Source organism: Allobosea sp. 05L423, from assembly GCF_056397745.1.
Genome location: NZ_JBFTOA010000018.1, coordinates 1 through 19,361, shown reverse-complemented (window position 1 = coordinate 19,361; position 19,361 = coordinate 1). Strand labels below are relative to the sequence as shown.

The window sequence follows — 19,361 nt, the reverse complement described above, 5'->3', positions numbered from 1 at the left end:
AGTTCCTCACAAGCCATAACGAGCCAGGCGCGGCCTTCTCCTGCAGTGTCCAGGCAGCACCAGGGTGCAGGTGGCATTTCCCAACCGAGGAGCGGGCCATGTCTGAGGATTCAATCGGCAAGATCGATCAGGACCGCCGCATGGTTCTGGGGGCCGCGATGGGAATTGCCGCCGTCGGCTCGGCGGGCCTGCTGCCGTCGCCGCTCTCCGCAGCGCCGGCACGCGACGCTATTCGTCCATTTCACGTGAAGTTTGAGGAGGCGCAGCTTGCCGACCTGCGTCGGCGCGTTGCTGCGACGCGCTGGCCCGATCGGGAGACGGTTGCCGGCGACACGCAGGGCGTGCAGCTGGCAACCGCCCGCAAGCTCGCCGCCTATTGGGCGCATGACTACGACTGGCGCCGGGTGGAGGCTCGGCTCAACGCTCTGCCGCAGTTCATCACCGAGATAGACGGTCTCGACATCCACTTCATCCATGTCCGGTCGAGGCACGATAATGCGCTTCCGATCATCATCACGCATGGGTGGCCGGGCTCGATCATCGAGCAGCTCAAGATCATCGAGCCCCTGACCAATCCGACGGCCCACGGCGGCAGCGCCTCCGATGCGTTCCATGTCGTGATTCCCTCGCTGCCGGGCTATGGATTTTCTGGCAAACCGCGGGAGCCGGGCTGGAATCCACCTCGCATCGCCAAGGCCTGGGCCGTGCTGATGCAGCGCCTCGGCTACACGAAATATGTCGCCCAGGGTGGCGATTGGGGCAATGCCATCACTGAACTGATGGCGGTGCAGGAACCGCCGGGACTGGTAGGCATCCACACCAACATGGCGGCCACCGTGCCAGCCGAGATCTCCAAGGCTCTTGCCGCAGGAGGACCGGCGCCGGCCGAGCTGTCGCCTGACGAGAAGCGGGCCTGGGACCAGCTCGACGATTTCAACAAGAACGGGTTGGGTTATGCGATCGAGATGAACAACCGGCCGCAGACACTCTACGGCATCGTGGATTCGCCGATCGGCCTCGCCGCCTGGATGCTCGACCACGACATCCGCAGCTACCAGATGATCGCTCGTTCCTTCGATGGCCAAAAAGAGGGACTGACCCCCGAAGATGTGCTCGACAACATCACGCTCTACTGGCTGACGAACACCGCGATCTCGTCGGCGCGCCTCTATTGGGATAACGCGCATTTTCCCAGCGGCGGCTTCTTCGATCCGCGTGGCATCAAGATTCCAGTCGGGGTCAGTGCCTTTCCGGACGAGATCTACCAGGCGCCGAAAAGCTGGGCGGAAAAAGCCTATGCCAACCTCATTTTCTACAACCGACCCAACAAGGGTGGTCACTTTGCAGCCTGGGAGCAACCAATGCTGCTGACCGCCGACCTGCGGACCGCTTTCAGGCCGCTTCGCAAATCAAATTGACGGCTGCAGCCGCGCGTTCGATCCGCGCCGCCATTCCTACGCATGCGCGCCCATCTCGCGAAGGAGAAAGACCATGAGCGACAACCAGATCGTCGATTCCAGCTTCTCAGCAATCATCAATGCGCCGATCGAGAAAATCGACCTTCCGACATGGTGCTTCTCACTTCCGGAGAAGGACTATCAGGGATGCTCGCCGGCTCACATCGCCGCTGGTTTCACGACGGCGCCGGATGGCAGGCGCATGTCGATCAATGTCGAGACGATCGGTGGCAGCCTGATGGTCCAGCACTACGTCGAAACCCGTGGCGACAAGGACCATCTCATCCTCGACTCCGAGTCCGACGTCTTTACGCCTACCGGCCGAACCAGCATCCATGTGACCTGGGAGTTGAGCGTCAAGGCGATCGACAAGGAGCGGTGCGAATTCACCAATCGCGTGCAGTCGTTCGCGACCGCCGAAATGCTGGCCTTCCTGGACCGGCAAGGGATCCCCTTCGACATCTTCCGCATGCAGCGCCAGCCGATGTCCATCGCGCACAACAAGGGCGAGACGCCTTTGTTCGCAGCCAGCATCGAACGCGCCGCGCTCGAGAACGACTGATGATCCAGGGCGGCCGCCGCCGCGAGGGGAGAGTGCCATGACGGATCTATCCTACGACCCGAACATCACCGGTCTCCTGGTGGTGGATCCATACAACGACTTCATTTCCGAAGGCGGCAAGATCTGGCCACGTATCAAGGCTGTGGCCGAGGCGAACAACTGTGTACCGCATATGGAGCAGATCCTGAAGGCCGCGCGCGAAGCGAAGCTTCGGGTGTTCTTCGCCATGCACCACCGTTATCGTCCCGGCGACTACGAGAACTGGAAATATATCGCCCCCGTCCAACGTCTCGCCTGGCAGCGCAAAAGCTTCGAATACGGCACCTGGGGCGGCGAGTTCAAAGCCGAGTTCCTTCCGGCGTCGGGCGAGGTTGTCGCATCCGAGCATTGGTGTTCCAGCGGCTTTGCCAACACTGACCTCGATCTGGAACTGAAGAGGCACGGTATTCACCGGCTCATCGTGATCGGGCTGGTCGCCCACACCTGCATCGAGGCGACAGTCCGCTTCGCCGCCGAACTTGGCTACGACGTGACGGTCGTCAAAGACGCTGTCGCCGACTACTCCGACGAGATGATGCACGCCGCGCTGGAGATCAACATGCCCAACTACGCCAGCGCCATCGTGACGACGAGGGAGATCCTCGCCGCTCTGTCGGTTGCGACTGCCGAAGCCGTCGCTCATTAGGCCCGAGCAGGGCGGCCGGCGAGGTGCGGATCTTTAGAGCCCGGCCCGCTTCCCTCACCGTTCAATCGGGCACCGGCATCATCGCAATGCGCCGAGCGAAGAGTTCTCGCATGAACGCCTCGGGAAGCCTTCGCCGACGCGATCATGGATATCGCAGAAGCAGGATCGAAAGTGCCTGACGACAGGCCGCGCATGGCTCATTCCAACCCCAAACGAGGAGTGCATCATGAACAATTCCAAGGTCCTTTACACCGCCCGGACCCACACCAGCGGCGGGCGCGAGGCCGGCGTCGCGCGAAGCTCCGACGGACACCTCGACGTCAGGCTTTCCACGCCAGGCACACCCGGGACGGGCACGAATCCCGAGCAATTATTCGCGGCCGGGTGGTCGGCCTGCTTCGAAAGCGCGATCGCAATCGTCGCCCAGAAAAAGCGCATCAAGATCGAGGGTGACGTCACGCTCGACGCCGAGGTCGACCTGAATTTTTCGAACGAGGACGGCTATTCTCTGACCGCACGCCTCAATGTCGGCATCCCCGGCGTGGACCGGCAGGTCGCTCAGTCCTTGGTCGATGAGGCGCATCAGATTTGCCCGTACTCCAAGGCCACACGCGGAAACATAGACGTCTCGATCAGGCTGATCTGAACAAGACCACCTGAAAAGCTTGATCCGCGCGCGCATCCACGAACTGAGATCGGCTCTCGACCCGAAGGCCGAGCTCAATCTGCGATTGCATCGCTGACGCCGTGCCAGATCTGATCCTTGAGCGTTATGAGCGGGGGCGCGGGAATCGTCACAGGCGGCTCGACTCGCCTAATGCCATCGATCACCAGAGTGGCGATGTGGATCTCCCCATCGGTATAGTAGGGGTCGCCTTCCCCATTCCGGCCGAACAAGGTTGGGCCCACTCCGGAAATCTGGAAGAAGTCCTGGACCATGCCGGCCTTGCCGAGGTCACGCATCAGCATATCGCGCTCGGCGTCGATGTCGGGTGCAATGTGGTGCGTCACCTGACCGGTGTCATGGCTGAAGCCGACGCCCCGGTCGAAAGTGACTGAGCCGAGCCAGACCGGCCGCCCGCCATTCCCCTTCTCAAGGACCATCCAGAAGCGCACGTGGTGTCGGCGGTCCGCACTCGTACCCTCGGGTTTTTCGAACGCGAGCTGTTCTTTTCTTCCATCGTAGTACAGCGGACTGACAGGCGCCTCATGATAGGGCCGGTCGAGTACCACGCTGCCGACAATCTCGATGCTCGTCCGCAACGTAATCGGGTCTGCCGGATACCAGCCTGCCGCATGCATGGCGCGGAGGGCATCATCCTTGCTGCCGACGAACCCGACATTAAGCGCGTCGCCTGGGATACCGCTTGCGGTGCGTGTCACCATGGGCAAGGAGGCGAGGCCCGGCTCATGTTCATGGTGACGCCAAAGGAGGGGCAGTATCAGATAGGCAAGCAGCAGGTAGCCGACGAGCACACCTGTCAGAACGATCCACCACCGTCGCCTGCTCGCGATCTGTCCCATTTCTGACATCAACTCGATTGCAATCCCCGCATTCTGTGGGGCGCCCCGCTGGGGAAACTCGTTGCCTGTGCTGACGTTACGAGCAGAGTATCGGCGGACCCGTTCTCGGTCCAGCACAAGACATTCGAACGAACTCCGCTCACAGAACCAGGGACGCATCAGCAGGCCGGCGATGCACCAGATCGCTAGCCCGGCGTGAGCCAACACTGGCCAGAATGCGACGCCGACCGGCCCCGACCCCCCCCCAGGCCATGGCGAGGACCGCGACCACGCCGATATTGTAGGGCAGTAGGGCCGTGACCACCCCCTGCCCGCGCCGGAGGCTGCGCGATCTCGGGCACAGGCTACGCCGAGAGCGAGCAGCGGGTTGGACCGCTTCCGCAGGTCGGGAGCGCCTCGCATCGCCTTGGATTTCGGTAGCGCGATCAGGTGCTTTCTTGAGCTTCGAAGCCAGAAAACCTCCATCCGCCGGTCGATTACTTAAGAAGGGGCTGTCACTTTCCCGGAATCGGCCGCCGTTCGCTTTTCCGCAGCGTGCTGCTCCTCGGCCATGCCGGCGCGCCAGTAGCTGACGACGAGATGCCGGTCCCGGTCGGGCCGCAACCGCGTGCGGGCGCCGGCGCGGAGGCGCAGGAAGGTCGCGTGCTCCGCCGCCGCCCAGAGATAGACGTCGGGGCCGTCGACGGGCCAGGACAGTTCCTCGAAAGCCTCGGCGAGACGCGAGTCAGTCTGGGCCCCGCGGTGCAACCAACGCAGGGCCATGCCGGCGGGCCTGGCCAGGGCCTGTTCCTCCGCGGCACCAGCGACTTCGACAATGGCGAGGCCAGTGGCATCGGCGGGGAGGGCGGCGAGCATTCGGCCCACGGCCGGCAGGCCGGTCTCGTCTGCGAGAAAGATATGGCGCTGTGCCTCGCGCAGTCCGCGTCCACCGGGGCCGGCCATGCCGATGCGGTCGCCCGGTCTGGCTTTTGCCGCGAAGGTCGAGCCCGGCCCTGCATCGTCATGGAGCACGAAATCGATTGCGAGCGTGCCGGCCGCGGGGTCGATGGCGCGGATCGTGTATTTGCGGATCGCAGGGCGCTGCTCCGACGGCAGGGCGATGGGCAGACCGTCTTCGCCCAGCATCGGCCAGACCGGCTCGGCGAGCCCGGCCGGCGGGATGAACAGCCGGACATGCAACGCTCCGAGCGAATCGAAGCGATCAAGCGCTTCGCCGGCAAAATGGATGCGGCGCATATGCGGCGTCAGCGTTTCGACCGCCGTCACCGCGAGGATTCGGAAATCGGGCGCGAGCGAGGGACCTGTGGTGTCGCCGCTCCAGCGGATTTCCGGTCGGGCCTGGTTCTGCGCGAACGCGATGACGTGGCTGGCGATGGCGGAGCGCAGGGCGCGCAACGCTGCGAGGCCGGGCGCCTCGACCATGACCTCCAGCTCGTCGGCATGCGGCTTCAGCGTGGCCGTGGCACCTTCCAACGTGATGCGCATCGTCTCGGGGCCGGCTTCGACGATCGCGTCGTGTTCGACCAGATGGGCGCAGAGCGGCGTCAGGACCGCAAGAGGATCGGCCAGGGCGATCCGGGCGCGGGTTGCGAGCATCGCGGTCTCCATCAGGTGCGGAATGAGGGGGCGGCGGCTGGATGGCTCAAGGCTCGATCCAGAGCGTGCCGTCGAGCGGGATCGCCGAGAAGGCGGCGGCCTCGGCCATCGTCGCGGCCGGGTCGATGTCGGCAAAGCGGGCGGGGTGCAGCCATTTGGCCAATCGCTCGATTGCGACGACATGCAGCGGGGTGTCGTTGAACAGATGCCAGAGCCCGTAGGCGCGGCGTTCGGACACCGCCTTGAGCGTCGCGATGCCGGGGCTCGCGAGCAGGCGCCGGAAGCTCTCCTGCGCTGTGGCAGGGTCGACGCCGAGGCCGAGCACCAGCCCGCCCTGCTTCGCCAGATGCGTCCCGCCCGTCGCCACGTAAAACTGCGGATCGGAGACGAGGAGCTGTTCGAGGCTGATCTGCCCGGTCGCGCCGGGCACGAGCGCGGTCGCGATATTGCGGCCGCCTGCGGCGGTGATGAAATCGTCGAGCGTGCCGCGGCCCGGCGACATGCAGCATTCGATGCCGCCGGCATGGGCGTGGATGAAGACGTCGGGAACCGGCGCACCTTTGATGCGCTCTGCGATCATGCGCAGCCGCCCTTGATAGAAGGAGATCAGCTGTTCGCTGCGCTTCTCCTGCCCGATCAGCGTGCCGAGCAATCTGAGACTCGGCACGGTGTCCTTGAGCGGATCGAGGAAGAAGTCGATCACTGCGACGGGAATGCCGGCGGCCTCGAAGCGCTCGACCAGATCGCCCGGTCCGCGCCGGGTGCCGGCGAGCGAGCGGCTCAGCACCATCAGGTCGGGCGCCAGCGCGATCGCCTGCTCGAAGGAGAAACCGCCCTGCGTCGCGCCGTCGCCGACCAGCGGCAGGGCTTCGATGGCGGGAAAGCGTGCCTGATAGCGTGCGAAGGTGTCCGGGCTCTGGCGGCGATAGTCGCTGCCCCAACCCGCGAGGATGCTGACCGGGTCCGGATGGATCAGGCCCAGCGCATTGATCTGCCGGCCCTGCCCAAGGACGATGCGCTTGGCCGGTGCCTTGAGCGTGATGGTGCGGCCAAGCACGTCGGACGCGGTGACGGCCTGCGCGCGGGCGGCGTGGATCAGCGCCGACGCAGCAATGGCGCCGAGCATCAGCGAGCGGCGGGAAAGCGCGAAGCTCATGCCGCCCTCCGTCCGGAGGAGCCTGGTGCGGCGAGTGCGAAGCCGACGGCCCGTGAGAGCATGGCCGGGATCACCGAGACATGGTTCTCGCCGGGCCATTCGACGAACGAGCTCTCCACCCGGCCCGAGGCGGAGAGGCGCGCGGCCATTTCCGCGGCGTTGTCGCGCATGCGCGCCATGGCCCGCCGCTCGCGCCGGCGCGGATCGTCGTTGCCAGTTTCGTCCTGCTCCGCCCCGCCGACCGCGATCATCAGCCGGCCGGCGAAGCCTGTGCCGGAGCGAAAGCGCTCTTCCGCCAGCAGGATCGCCCGTTCGTTCCACCAGATCGACGGGCTGCCGGCGACGTGGGCGCCGAACAGGCCGGGGCGCGTGAACAGCGTATGAAGCGCGAACAGGCCGCCATAGGAATGGCCGACGAGCGTGCGGCGGTTCGGATCGAGGGCCGCAATGTGTTCGGCCACTGCCGGCAGGATCTCATCGACGATGGTCGCCAGGAAGCGGTCGGCGCCGCCTTCGACCGGCAGCAGATCGCGCTGCCGGCGCTCGGCATCGAAGGGAGCCTCGCCCGGATAGCCTATACCGACGATCACGGCCGGCTCGATACCGGTCACGTCGGTGCGGATGGCCTGCAACCGCGCCGCTGTGACAGCCGTGGCGAACAGAGCCTGCCCGTCGACCAGCACGATTGTGGGATAGCCCGCGGCCGGCGGTGGCGCATCCGGCCAGGCGACGAGGATGCGATAGGGGGAGCCGTCCCGCGCGGTCAGGTCGAAGGTTCCGGTCTGCGCCAGTGCGAATGGCGCGAGTTCCGCCCGGGCAACCCGATTATCGTCCAAAGGCACGCGAGACCCTCACCATTTGTAGGACAGCGTCGCCAGCACGGTCCGGCGCAGGCCGAAGGAGCACTGCACGGCGGCGTAGCAGCCGGAGATATATTCCTTGTCGAAGAGGTTCTGCGCGTTCACCTGCAGCTTCCAGCCCTTGAGCGCGGGGTTCGCGATCCCGAACTCGTAGCTGATCGCGGCATCGACCAGCGTGTAGGCGTCGGTCCAGAAGGTGTTGCCGGGATCGCCGGCTCCGCCGCCGACATAGCGCACGCCCGCTCCCAGGCCGAGGCCGGCGAAGAGGCCCGTCCTGAAGGTGTAATGAGCCCAGAGCGCGGCCATGTTGCGCGGCACCACCGGAGGCCGCTTGCCGAGATCGACGCCGCTGCTCTTCGTCACCTCGGCATCGGTGTAGGTATAGGCGGCGACGAGGTCGAGATCCTCGAACAGGCGGGCGCGGGCTTCGAGCTCGACGCCCCGGGCACGCACCTCGCCGGTCTGGACAGAGAAGCCGACATGGGCGGTGTCGGTCGTCAGCACGTTGCTCTGTGTGAGCTGGTAGACCGAGCCCTGCAACAGGATGTTGCTGCCCGGCGGCTCGTATTTGAGGCCGGCTTCATACTGCTCCCCTTCCGTCGGCCTGAAGGGCGCACCGGCGAAGGTCGTGCCCGCCTGCGGCTCGAAGGAGGTCGAGTAGCTGACATAGGGCGCAAGGCCATTGTCGAAATTGTACATCAGGGCGATGCGGCCGGTGCGGGCATCGTCATCCTGCTTCGTCAGGACGCCGGTGCTCAGCGCGCGGGTGCGCGCCATGGCGCGATCGAAGCGGCCGCCGACCAGAAGCGACAGCCGGTCGAGCTTGATCTGGTCCTGGATGTAGAGGCCGTATTGCTGCGTCGTCTGGTCGGTGCCGGCGAGTGCCGGCAGGGCGAAGGGCGTGCGGCCATAGACCGGGTTGGTGAAGTCGAGGTTCTGGACCGTGCCGCCGGCGCCTGTCCAGGCATTGCCATCCGTCCAGTAGCCGTCAGCCCCGAGCAGCAGCGTGTGCGTCAGCGGGCCGGTGCGGAAGTCGGCCTGGAGCTGGTTGTCGACGCCCGCGGTGCGCGCCTTCTCGTTCGACATGGTGACGCGGCGCGTCAACGTCTTCTGGTCCGCTGCGATGCCGCCGACCGCCACTGTCCGGAAACGTGATTCGAGATCGGAATAGCGAACGTTCTGGCGGAAGCTGAAGACGTCGTTGAAGCGGTGCTCGAAGGTGTAACCGATATTGAGCTGGTTGCGGCTGTAGCCTTCGAAATTCGGCTCGCCGGGGAAGAACTCGCTGCGGATGCGGCCGGCCCTGCTCGGCAACACCGTGCCGATCGCCGGGATGAAGCCGTAGAAGCCGGTTTCGGGGTCGCGCTGGAACGAGGTGAGCAGGGTAAAACTGGTGGCGCCGTTCGGGCGGTAGGTCACGGAGGGAGCGATGAAGATGCGCTCGTCCCGGGTGTAGTCGACCTGGGTGTCCGCGGCCCGTCCCAGGCCGACGACGCGATAAAGCCAGGTCTTGGCCGGGTCGATGGGGCCGCCGACATCGAAGGCCATCTCCGCACGCTGATCGGTGCCGTACCGGAACTGGATCTCGCCATGGGGTACGTCGAGCGGGCGCTTCGAGACCAGGTTGACGAGGCCGCCGGGCTTCACCTGCCCGAAAATGACAGAAGACGGGCCGCGCAGCACCTCGATGCGCTCGAGCCCCCAGGGCTCGTAGCTCGGCACCAGGAAGTTGACGCCGCGCTGATAGCGCAGCCCGTCGAGATAATTGACAAAGCCGGCACCGGTGCCGGCGCCGCCGAAGCCGCGGATGAAGACGCTGTCATAGCGGCCGCCGGAGGAGAGCCGGGTTTCGCCGAGAACACCGGGCGTATAGCGCAGGGCCTGGCTGACGGTGGTTGCGGCCTGGTCGTCCATCTGGTCGCGGGTGACGATGCTGACGGCCTGCGGGGTCTCGATCAGAGGGGTGTCGGTCTTCGTCGCCGTGTCGCTGCGCCGCGCGATATAGCCGTCGACGGGGCCGGAGGCGCGCTCGCCCTGCACCTCGATGGTGTCGAGGCTGACCGTGCCGGCCTGCTGCTGCTGCGCGCTGGCGCCGTCCGCGATCGTCATCGCAGCGGCCGCGACGCCGAACATCAGCGCTGCACGCGCCCGGACCGGAACTCCTGTCATGATCAAATCCTTGCCCGCCGCCGGATCGCGGCCCACCGACCGCGTTTCTTTCAAGAACCGGCACGTGCTCGCAATGCGTTCGACTTTCGCTCGCGGCAGTATTTCTTTCGGGGCAGTTTCGAATGGCTCGAATGCAAAGAGCCGGCCGAATTCCGGCATTGCACGACTATCGCAATGCGCTCGGTTGCAAGCCGAAGCGGCGGCGAAACAGCCCGGAAAAATGCGCCGGCGTATAGCCGACCCGGAAGGCCGCTTCGGCGACGCTTGCCTCGCCGCTCGCGATCAATGCATGCGCATGCTGAAGCCGCTGCTCCTGCAGGTAACCGAAGACGCTGGCGCCGAATTCGCTGCGAAAGGCGGCGGTCAGCTTCGTCGGATTGAGGCCGCTGGCGCGCGCCAGCTCGGCGAGGCTCGGCGGTTCGCGCATCGCGGCCAGCAGCAGATCGCGCGCCAGATGCACCTGCTCGCGCGTCCGGCCGGGCAGGCGCCGCGTGCGCTGGGCCGGCGGGCCGAGCAACTCGTCGAGCGCATGCGCCGCCAGCTCCAGCGCCTTGCCGCCGAGATAGAGTGGCCGCAGCGGTTCCGCGACCGGGCAATCGGCCATCTGTTGGGCGAGGGCGCGCAGCACCGTTCCGGCCGGGCGCACCCAGATGCCGGCATCGACGCAGCCGGCCAGGGCGAACAGGCGCTTCATCGGCACCGAAAATTCCTGCTCGACGAAATTAAGCTCGAGCTGCATCAGCGCGCAGCGCAGCGAGCCGCCGGTGATGCCCGTGCGCTGCTGGAGGTGCTCGCCGCTATTGGCCGCGATCAGCAAGGCCGGGCCCTCGATCGTCAGCGGCGGCCGATCGTCGAGTTCGAGGGACTGGCGGCCGTCGAGCATCACCGCGATCTTGAGGCCGCGCCGCATCGGCCCGATGATGCGCTCGCCCGAGGTTACCGGGAATGCCCCGGCGGACAGGGCCAGGTTATCCGAGAAGAGCTGAAGCGGCGTCGCCGGGGTGGGACGCTGAAACGGAAGCGGATTGGGAACCATCATATCCTCGTAACCCGGCCAAAATAGCAGGGCGAGGAAAAATATCAATTAAATCAATATTTTACACATTCTAAGAAAAAGGAAGCTTCTGGGAAGCCGATTCTCGTGTCGGCAGCAAACACGCGATACCGGACCTCGCCAACGCCGCACCCCAAAGCCGCAACGCGCTGGTCATCTGGGTCCTCCTGCCGTTCTGGACGAGTTTCGGACCTTCGCCTGGATGATCCTTCCGGGGCGGAACCGAGCGGCCAACCAGCTCCCGCTGGCGCTCGGCATCGTCGACGCCTCGGCGTGGCCGCGCATGCGATGCTGCCGTTCGCGGTCATGACGATCCTGCCAGCATTCTGGATCTGGCCTGAAGGCGGCTCGGGGTGCTTCACCATGGACCTCCCCCCCGGGGATGATGGTCAGCCGCCTCGCGATCGGACTAGCTGGAAGGAGCATGGCGAAGGCCGATGCGGTTTCCAGATCTCGTCCGAGGCGATCGAATGAACTCCCAAGCGCTGCCCCAGACATTCCCCGTCGAGACCGTGCGCGCACGCTTTCCGGCGCTGTCGCAGACATCCCGCCCGCCGATCTATCTCGACAACCCGGCCGGAACGCTGGTGCCGCAGCCCGTCATCGATGCCGTCGCCGGGGCGATGGCGGAAGCGAGCAGCAATCTCGGTGGCTCCTTCGCCGGCTCGAAGCGGGCTGACGCGATCTGGCTGGCGGCTCACCGCGCTGTCGCCGATCTGCTCGGCGCCGCCAGCGAACGCGAAATCGTCATCGGCCAGAACATGACGACGCTAACCTTGCATCTGTCGCGCTCGATCGGCCGCCTGTTCGCCCCCGGTGACGAGATTATCCTCACCCGCATGGAGCATGAGGGCAATGTCTCGCCCTGGCTGTTGCTCGCGCGCGACCTCGGTCTGACCGTGAAGTGGCTGCCGTTCAACCGCGAGACCTGGCGCATCGAGCCGGCGGACCTCGCCCCGCTGCTGAGCAGCAGCACGCGCCTGCTCGCGCTCAACTTCGCCAGCAACATGACCGGATCGGTCAACGATGTCGCGGCCCTGAGTGCCATGGCGCGGAAGGCCGGAGCGCTCGTCTATGTCGATGCCGTGCAGCTCGTCCCACACCGCTTGCCCGACGTCGCAACGCTCGGCTGCGACATGCTCGCCTGCTCGTCCTACAAGTTCTTCGGCCCGCATCTCGGCATGGTCTGGGGGCGCGAGCCGCTTCTGGCGCAGCTCGAACCCTACAAGGTGCGCTGCGCCAGCGACGCCCTGCCGGAACGCTTCGAGACCGGCACGCCGCAGACGGAGTTGCTGGCGGGCTTGGCCGCGACGGTCGACTATCTCGCCTGGCTCGGAGACATCACCGGCCACGGCGGCTCACGCCGTGACAAGCTCCTCGGGGGCTATCGCAGCTTCGAGGCCTATGAGAATCGGCTGATGCATCGCCTGATCAGCGGGCTCCGGGGGCTGCCCGGCATCACCATCATGGGCATATCGGACCCCGCCGCATTCGCCCATCGCGTGCCGACGATTTCCTTCACTCACGACACGATCTCGACCCATGTCTTCGCCAAGGCCCTGGCCGAGCGCGAGATCTATGCCTGGTCGGGCCATAATTTCGCGCTCGAGCCGGCCCGCCTGCTCGGGCTCGACGAGGACGAGGGCGTGGTGCGGCTCGGCATCGCTCATTACAACACGGCCGAGGAGATCGAGCGGACGCTCGCCGCCATCGCCGAGATTGTTGGGGCGGATGCCTGCATGCTAGCCTGAAGCGGCGGGCGGCGCACCGGAACGGGGGTATGTCGCGTTGAATCATCTGGCGGAAAAGGTCGTGGCGTTCAACGCGAGCGCTGCGAAGGCGATCGATCGCTGCGACCGTTCCGACGCCCCCTATCTCCTGCTCGACGCCATCAACCACGTCGTGCCGTTCAAATTCGCGATGTCGGTGGTCTATCGGCGCGACGCGGCGCCGGTTTATGTCGCCGACACATTCCCGGACCGGACGGGCAAGAGGGCGCTCGAGCTCTACATCGAGGGCACCTACCTCCTGAATCCCGTCTACAACGCCTATCTCGGCGGCCTGAAAGCCGGTGTCTATCGCCTGCGCGATCTCGCTCCCGACGCCTATTTCAGCTCCGATCACTATCGGCAGTTCAAGGTCCAGCAGCAGGCCGACGAAGAGCTAGGCTATCGTACCTATGGCTGGCCGGCCGGCATGGAGGAGGTGGTCATCGCCATCGAGCTGCCGAAGAACGAGCTCGCCGAGATCAGTTTCTATCGGCGCGTCAGCCTCGGCGGCTTCTCCGATACCGATTGCGACACGCTGTGCGCCATCGAGCCACTGGTCAGCGCGATCTACCGGCGCATCTGGCAGCATTGCGGCAAGGACAGCAAATCCGAGGCGCGCTGGACCTCCTTCGACGCCTTGCTCGGTGATTTCGGCAAGGGCCAGCTCAGCCCGCGCGAATGCAATGTCGCGCACATGATTCTGAAGGGGCATTCGAGCGAGTCGATCAGCCGCAACCTCGGCATTTCCGTCACGACGGTGAAAACGCACCGCCAGAACCTCTATGCCAAGCTCGGCCTTTCGACGCAGCAGGAGCTGTTCTCGCTGTTCCTGATGTCCCTGCAGAAGCAGAGGGAAACAGCGTTGGTCGGCAGTGGCCAGGCTCCGAGCCAAGCGGAGTCTGGTTGATCGGAGCCCTCCGGGGGGCGGCGCTCAGCGCCGCCGGCTTACCGCAAGGTTTCGCGGATCGAGGCCGAAATCCCGTCCAGCCCTTCCGAAAGCTGGGGCAGCGTCGGCCAGCCGAAGCCGATGCGGAAATAATTGTCGGGCATCTCGAACCAGTGCCCCGCGCCGACATAGGTGCCATGAACGCTGTAGAGCCGCTGGTAGAAGGCCGGCAGGTCGATCTTCACATCGGGCCTGATGCGCGGCAGGCAGACGCAACCCCCCTCGGGCTCGACCCATTCCATGAATTCGTCGCGCGCGATCCAGTCGCGGACGATCTCGAATCCTTGCCGGATCAGGCGGTTGTTCGGTCCGAGCCAATCCTGGCGCTGGGTGAGGGCGACATAGCCGACATATTCGTCGATCATGCTGCCGGAGATGCCGATCTGCTCCTTCGCAGCCAGGAAGGTCTGCATAAGGACGGGGTCCTTGCAGATCAGCCAGCCGATGCGGATGCCGGGAATGCCGTAGGTCTTCGACAGTGACGAGACGCTGATCACGCGCGGGCTCAGCGACGCCGCCACGGGCAGAACGGGTCCGAAGGTCATCTCGCGATAGGTCTCGTCGAAGAGCAGCAGGCAGCCCTTGCGCTCGACCAGGGCGACCAGCGCGCGAAGCTCCGCCTCGCTGATCATCACGCCGCTCGGATTATGCGGGTAGGTGACGGAAACATATCGGGTATTCGGCCGAATGGCGGCTTCGATCTTATCGAGATCGAGGCGAAAGCCGGCTTCGAAATCGAGATCGATGAAGCTGATGTCGCAGCCGATCGCCCGTGGCGTCTCGATATTGGTGGCGTAGTTGGGGCGCACCACGACGAGGTGCTGATCGGCGTCGAGCAGCGATGTCGCGACGATGAAGAGCGCCGCCGAAGCGCCAGCCGTAATCAGCACATCCTCGGCCCCGAGGTCCGTGCCAAGGCCGGCCACCGTGTCGCGCAGGTCGATGCTGCCCTTGTGGTCGCCATAGCAGAGAAGCACGTCGTTGAGGTTGACGTTGAGATCGCCCAACCGCCGGTCCGCGACTGAACTTTCCGAGAGATTGCGCCGGATCGTCTCGTAACCGAGCTGTTCCGGTGCTTCGATTTCAATCGGCATGCGCACGAATTTCAAGATCTGCCTCCCCAGGCAACGGATCGCTTTGCCCGAAACCTACGCAGCCTCGCCGGCCCCGCACCATCCTCCCTCAGGGGGATAACATCCCCTCTTCGATCGGTCGAAACTGCGCCGGCTAGATGAGGGCGCGCAGGAGACGCAACCCGTCTGACGATCGAGATGAAAAGACAATTCCGAGAAGGGGAAGCGGCATGGCGATCAAAAACTGGCTTCTGTCGGCGGCGTTCATGGCCCTCGGCACGCTCAACGCAGTGACGGCCCAGGCGGAGACGCTTCGGGTCGGCATGGAATGCACCTACGCGCCGTTCAACTACCGCACGCCCGGCGGCCAGATGGCCGGCTATGACGTCGACGTCGCCAAAGGCGTCGCCGAGCTGATCAAAGTCGATCTGCAGTATGTCTGCCAGCAATGGGACGGCATGGTCCCGGCTCTGCTCGCCAACAAGTTCGACATCATCGTCGCGTCGATGTCGATCACCGACGAACGCCTGCAGAAGATGGATTTCTCCATCCCCTACCGCGTCTCCATCGGCCGTTTCCTCGGTCCCAAGGGCAAGAACCTCAAGCTCTTCGACGAGGCCGGAAAGCCAAACCCGGCCGCCTTCAAGGGGCTTACGGTCGGCGTCGAACGCGCCTCGACCTACGCGAAATGGATCGAAGCCAAGCTGCCGGGCGCCACCATCCAGCTCTATGACGGCGCCCAGGCCATGCTGCTCGACCTGCGCAACGGCCGCGTCGACATCGCCATCACCAATCCGATGAAGGCCTATCTCGACTTTCTCTCCACCGATCAGGGTGCCAAGTTCGAGTTCGTCTCGCCCGCCATCGACGAGCGCGAATTCTTCGGCATCGGCGTCGGTATCGGCATCAGCAAGGGCCAGGACGAGCTGAAGAACCGGATCGACGGCGCGCTGAAGACGTTGATCGAGAATGGCTCGCTCGAGAAGTACAGCCGCAAATATTTCCCCTTCTCCATCAGCCCGGACAATTGGAAGGGCGTCGGCCAGTAACTGACGCCAACGGGCTCAGCGGGCCGGCAATGCCGGCTCGTTTCCGGATGAAGGGGAGGGATAATGGCCGCGCTTTCCGGCTGGTGGGATGATTTCTTCTTCGGGACCCTGACGGTTCTGAGGGTTTTTGTGGCCGCTCTCATCCTGGCGGTGATCTTCGGCCTGGTCGGCTCGAGCGCCAAGCTGTCGCGCAGCCGCCTCGCGCGGACGCTGGCGAAGGCCTATACGGTGGTCTTCCGTGGCACGCCCGAACTGGTCGTCTTGCTGCTGTTCTACTTCGGCATCGCCGTCGTATTGACCAAGCTCGCCCATCTCTATGATCCGCAGATCAAATTCGTCGACATGCCGCCCTTCTGGGCCGGCGCGCTCGCGATCGGCCTGATCGTCGGCTCCTACATGACCGAGACCTTCCGCGGCGCCTTTCTCGGCGTCCCGCACGGCCAGGTCGAGGCCGCCTTGGCCCTCGGCCTGACCAGGAGTCAGACCTTCTTCTACGTGCGGATGCCGCAGATGTGGCGCCTCGCCTTGCCGAACTTCGGAAACCACATGCTGTCGGTGATGAAGGATACGGCCCTGATCTCGGTCATCGGCCTCGAGGAGATCGTGTTCGTCGGCGAGATGGCCACCTCCGTCACGCACAAGCCCTTCCTGATGTACATGACGGTCGCCGCGATCTACCTCGCCATCACGACGGCCATCACCCTGGTCGTCTGGGCGCTGGAGCGCTACGCGAACCGCCATATGGAGGCGGCGCGATGAGCTTCGATGTCGACCTGATCCTGTCGAGCCTGCCGCAGATCGCCGCCGGCATCGGCCTGACTCTCAAGCTGCTCTTCCTGTCGATGTTCTTCGGGCTGATGCTCGCCATCGTCATCCTGCTCCTGCGCATCAGCGGGCGCTGGTATCTGACCTGGCCGGCGAAGGCCTATATCTACTTCCTGCGCGGCACGCCGATCCTGGTGCAGCTCTTCATCATCTATCACGGCCTGCCGCAGTTCGAGGCGGTGCGGGAAAGCATCTTCTGGCCGTTGTTGCGCCAGCCTTTCGGCTGCTGCGTCCTTGCGCTCACGCTCAACAGCTCGGCCTATATATCGGAGATCCTGCGGGGCGGCGTGCTCGGCGTCGACAAGGGCGTCAACGAGGCCGCCCGGGCGCTCGGCCTCTCGCCGCGCCAGCGCTTCGTCTACATCACCACGCCGATCGCCGTGCGCCTGGCATTGCCGGCCTACAGCAACGAATTCATTTCGATGATGAAGGCGACCGCGCTCGCCAGCACCGTGACGCTGATGGAGATCACCGGCGTCGCACGCACCATCGTCTCCAAGACCTTCGCGCCTTTCGAGATCTTCATCGCGGCGGCGCTGATCTACCTGGTCATGGCCTGGTTCTTCCAGTTCTGCTTCGGCCATCTGGAAGCCTATGCCAGCCGCTATGTGAAGAGGGATGCCTCGGCATGACATCGCCCGCGCAGATCACGCTGGACAAGGTGTCCAAGAATTTCGGCAGCTTCCGGGCGCTGAAGGATGTCAGCCTCGACGTCGCCAAGGGCGAGAAGCTCGTCGTCTGCGGCCCCTCCGGTTCCGGAAAATCGACGATGATCCGCTGCATCAACGGGCTGGAGAGCCATGACAGCGGTCGCATCACCGTCAACGGCACCGCGCTGACGGACGAACGCAGCGCCGTCGCCGTGCGCCGCGAGGTCGGCATGGTGTTCCAGAGCTTCAACCTCTTCCCGCATCTGTCCGTGGTGAAGAACCTGATGCTGGCCCAACGCCTCGTCCGCCGGAAGGACAAGGAGTCGGCCCGCGAGACCGCCATGGGCTATCTCAAGCGCGTCCGCATCGCAGACCAGGCCGACAAATACCCGATCCAGCTTTCGGGAGGCCAGCAGCAGCGCGTCGCAATCGCCCGCGCGCTCTGCATGAACCCGCAGATCATGCTCTTCGACGAGCCGACCTCGGCGCTCGATCCCGAGATGATCTCGGAGGTTCTGGACGTGATGACCGATCTCGCGCGCGACGGCATGACCATGGTCTGCGTCACCCATGAGATGGGCTTTGCCCGCTCGGTGGCCGACCGCATCGTCTTCATGGATGCCGGCGAGATCGTCGAGACCGCCACGCCCCATGACTTCTTTTCCAAGCCGAGAAGCGAGCGCGCCCGCCAGTTCCTCGGCCAGATCCTCTCGCACTGAGTGACCGACATGACCGACGCCATCGCCACCGAACTCCTGGCCTTCGCCGGCCGGCTTGCCGATGAAGGCCGCGCCATCGTTGCCGAAGCCGTGCAGGCGACTCATACGATCGACTACAAGGCCGACCAGAGCTTCGTCACCGCGACCGACCGCGCCATCGAGAAGCGCCTGCGCGAACGCATCGAGGCCGCCTATCCGGATCACGGCATTCTCGGCGAGGAGTTCGGCTCCTATGGTCTCGACCGCGAATTCGTCTGGGTCATCGATCCGATCGACGGCACCGCCGCCTTCATTGCCGGCATTCCGGTCTATGGAATCCTGATCGGCGTGGCGCGCGCCGCCCGTCCCTGGCTCGGCGTCATGGATCTGCCGGCGACGCGGGAACGCATGTCCGGCATCGCCGGCGTCTCGGCCGATCACAACGGCAAGCCCGTGCGCTGCAAGCCCTGCGACGGCCTGGAGCGGGCCTTCCTGACGAGCTCCAACCCGCGCTTCCTCACCGATGCGGAGCGCGCGGCCGTCGGGCGCCTCGACCGGACGGTCGCCTTCACCCAGTATGGCGGCAGCTGCTACTCCTATGGCTGCCTCGCGCGCGGCAATACGGATCTCGCCGTCGATGGCGGCCTCGATCCCTATGACGTCTTCGCCACCGCGGCGATCATCGAGGGCGCCGGCGGTGTCGTGAGTGACTGGGCCGGCAGGCCGATCGATCTGCACTGGAAGGGCCAGATCGCCGCAGCCGGCGATCGCAGCCTGCACGGCCATGCCCTGGCGAGACTGTCCGCCGCGAGTTGAACTGCCGTGATCAGGCGACGCTAAGCGTCCAGCCTTGCTGGCGCCGCCGCACGCATGGTGGCGCTTCGATCAATGCCGGTCGATGGGGCCCGGAGAGTAAGCATGACCGAGAGTTGGCTGGGTGGCGTTTGTGCGCAGTTTGGCATTGTGGGCGATTTGAGTCGCGTTGGCGGCGAATACGACCTCAACTTCCGTGGCCGGACCAGCGAGGGCGACGTCATCGTCAAGGCGATGCGCCCGCAGGGCGAGCCTGCCCTCGTCGAGCAGCAATGCGCTGCGATCAATCATGCGCTCGCCGCCGATCCGACCCTGCCGCTGCCGCACCTCCTCCCCGCGGAGGGCAAGCGCTTCTGGCAGAACGTGGCGGATGCTGAGGGTCAGCAGCGCATGGTCTGGGTCCAGCGCGCCTTTCAGGGCATCCCGATGGGTGAAGCCGGGCCGCAGCCGCCGGCCGTCCTCGCCGAGCTCGGCG

18 protein-coding genes and 1 pseudogene are annotated in these 19,361 nt (G+C 65.2%); 12 read left to right on the top strand and 7 right to left on the bottom strand.

What is annotated here, in order from left to right:
- Positions 1 to 140 precede the first annotated feature (140 nt).
- The 4 genes from AC1DNE_RS25070 to AC1DNE_RS25055 all read left to right on the top strand — a co-directional run bounded on the left by AC1DNE_RS25070 (position 141) and on the right by AC1DNE_RS25055 (position 3,350).
- A complete protein-coding gene (locus tag AC1DNE_RS25070) occupies positions 141 to 1,418 on the top strand; it encodes an epoxide hydrolase family protein (RefSeq protein WP_441472404.1) in 1,278 nt (425 codons plus the stop codon).
- Positions 1,419 to 1,491: 73 nt separating this feature from the next.
- On the top strand, positions 1,492 to 2,019 hold the full coding sequence (locus AC1DNE_RS25065; RefSeq protein WP_441472204.1) for a hypothetical protein: 528 nt from the start codon (positions 1,492 to 1,494) through the stop codon (positions 2,017 to 2,019).
- Between the two features lie 37 nt (positions 2,020 to 2,056).
- Positions 2,057 to 2,704: a cysteine hydrolase family protein gene (locus AC1DNE_RS25060; RefSeq protein WP_441472205.1), complete on the top strand. Its 648-nt coding sequence runs from the start codon at positions 2,057 to 2,059 to the stop codon at positions 2,702 to 2,704.
- A 223-nt stretch (positions 2,705 to 2,927) separates the two neighbouring features.
- Positions 2,928 to 3,350 (top strand): organic hydroperoxide resistance protein, encoded by a 423-nt coding sequence (locus AC1DNE_RS25055; RefSeq protein WP_441472405.1) that lies wholly within the window; start codon positions 2,928 to 2,930, stop codon positions 3,348 to 3,350.
- A gap of 74 nt (positions 3,351 to 3,424) precedes the next feature.
- On the opposite strand, the gene AC1DNE_RS25050 is transcribed toward AC1DNE_RS25055, so the two are convergent.
- The 6 genes from AC1DNE_RS25050 to AC1DNE_RS25025 form a co-directional block, all read right to left on the bottom strand.
- The gene (locus AC1DNE_RS25050) at positions 3,425 to 4,228 is read right to left on the bottom strand and encodes an LssY C-terminal domain-containing protein (RefSeq protein ID WP_441472206.1); all 804 of its coding nucleotides are present in this window, start codon (positions 4,226 to 4,228) and stop codon (positions 3,425 to 3,427) included.
- A 480-nt stretch (positions 4,229 to 4,708) separates the two neighbouring features.
- On the bottom strand, positions 4,709 to 5,824 hold the full coding sequence (locus AC1DNE_RS25045) for a DUF2218 domain-containing protein (protein WP_441472207.1): 1,116 nt from the start codon (positions 5,822 to 5,824) through the stop codon (positions 4,709 to 4,711).
- Between the two features lie 46 nt (positions 5,825 to 5,870).
- Entirely contained in the window at positions 5,871 to 6,980 is a 1,110-nt protein-coding gene (locus AC1DNE_RS25040; protein ID WP_441472208.1) for an ABC transporter substrate-binding protein, read from the bottom strand.
- Positions 6,977 to 7,822, bottom strand: coding sequence for an alpha/beta hydrolase (locus AC1DNE_RS25035; protein ID WP_441472209.1), 846 nt, complete (start codon positions 7,820 to 7,822; stop codon positions 6,977 to 6,979). Before AC1DNE_RS25035 ends, AC1DNE_RS25040 begins: the two co-directional genes overlap by 4 nt.
- A 9-nt stretch (positions 7,823 to 7,831) precedes the next feature.
- A complete protein-coding gene (locus AC1DNE_RS25030; RefSeq protein ID WP_476841263.1) occupies positions 7,832 to 10,009 on the bottom strand; it encodes a TonB-dependent siderophore receptor in 2,178 nt (725 codons plus the stop codon).
- A 166-nt stretch (positions 10,010 to 10,175) separates the two neighbouring features.
- A complete protein-coding gene (locus AC1DNE_RS25025; protein WP_441472211.1) occupies positions 10,176 to 11,045 on the bottom strand; it encodes a helix-turn-helix transcriptional regulator in 870 nt (289 codons plus the stop codon).
- A gap of 488 nt (positions 11,046 to 11,533) precedes the next feature.
- Between AC1DNE_RS25025 and AC1DNE_RS25020 the strand changes: the two genes are divergently transcribed.
- Positions 11,534 to 12,814 (top strand): cysteine desulfurase-like protein, encoded by a 1,281-nt coding sequence (locus AC1DNE_RS25020; RefSeq protein WP_476765235.1) that lies wholly within the window; start codon positions 11,534 to 11,536, stop codon positions 12,812 to 12,814.
- Between the two features lie 61 nt (positions 12,815 to 12,875).
- A complete protein-coding gene (locus AC1DNE_RS25015) occupies positions 12,876 to 13,739 on the top strand; it encodes a helix-turn-helix domain-containing protein (RefSeq protein ID WP_441472213.1) in 864 nt (287 codons plus the stop codon).
- A 38-nt stretch (positions 13,740 to 13,777) separates the two neighbouring features.
- Here the strand turns inward: AC1DNE_RS25015 and AC1DNE_RS25010 are convergent, their stop codons facing one another.
- A complete protein-coding gene (locus AC1DNE_RS25010; RefSeq protein ID WP_476765275.1) occupies positions 13,778 to 14,878 on the bottom strand; it encodes a pyridoxal phosphate-dependent aminotransferase in 1,101 nt (366 codons plus the stop codon).
- A gap of 203 nt (positions 14,879 to 15,081) precedes the next feature.
- Between AC1DNE_RS25010 and AC1DNE_RS25005 the strand changes: the two genes are divergently transcribed.
- From AC1DNE_RS25005 to AC1DNE_RS24980, 6 genes and pseudogenes are all read left to right on the top strand, one after another.
- On the top strand, positions 15,082 to 15,900 hold the full coding sequence (locus tag AC1DNE_RS25005; protein WP_441472214.1) for a transporter substrate-binding domain-containing protein: 819 nt from the start codon (positions 15,082 to 15,084) through the stop codon (positions 15,898 to 15,900).
- 63 nt (positions 15,901 to 15,963) lie between these two features.
- Complete coding sequence (locus AC1DNE_RS25000; RefSeq protein ID WP_441472215.1) at positions 15,964 to 16,659, top strand: ABC transporter permease; 696 nt, start codon at positions 15,964 to 15,966, stop codon at positions 16,657 to 16,659.
- Positions 16,656 to 17,357: an ABC transporter permease gene (locus AC1DNE_RS24995; protein ID WP_441472216.1), complete on the top strand. Its 702-nt coding sequence runs from the start codon at positions 16,656 to 16,658 to the stop codon at positions 17,355 to 17,357. Before AC1DNE_RS25000 ends, AC1DNE_RS24995 begins: the two co-directional genes overlap by 4 nt.
- Positions 17,354 to 18,094, top strand: coding sequence for an amino acid ABC transporter ATP-binding protein (locus tag AC1DNE_RS24990; protein WP_441472217.1), 741 nt, complete (start codon positions 17,354 to 17,356; stop codon positions 18,092 to 18,094). Before AC1DNE_RS24995 ends, AC1DNE_RS24990 begins: the two co-directional genes overlap by 4 nt.
- 9 nt (positions 18,095 to 18,103) lie before the next feature.
- A complete protein-coding gene (locus AC1DNE_RS24985) occupies positions 18,104 to 18,889 on the top strand; it encodes an inositol monophosphatase family protein (protein ID WP_441472218.1) in 786 nt (261 codons plus the stop codon).
- 102 nt (positions 18,890 to 18,991) lie between these two features.
- A pseudogene (locus tag AC1DNE_RS24980) lies at positions 18,992 to 19,361 on the top strand (hypothetical protein); the annotation flags it as partial.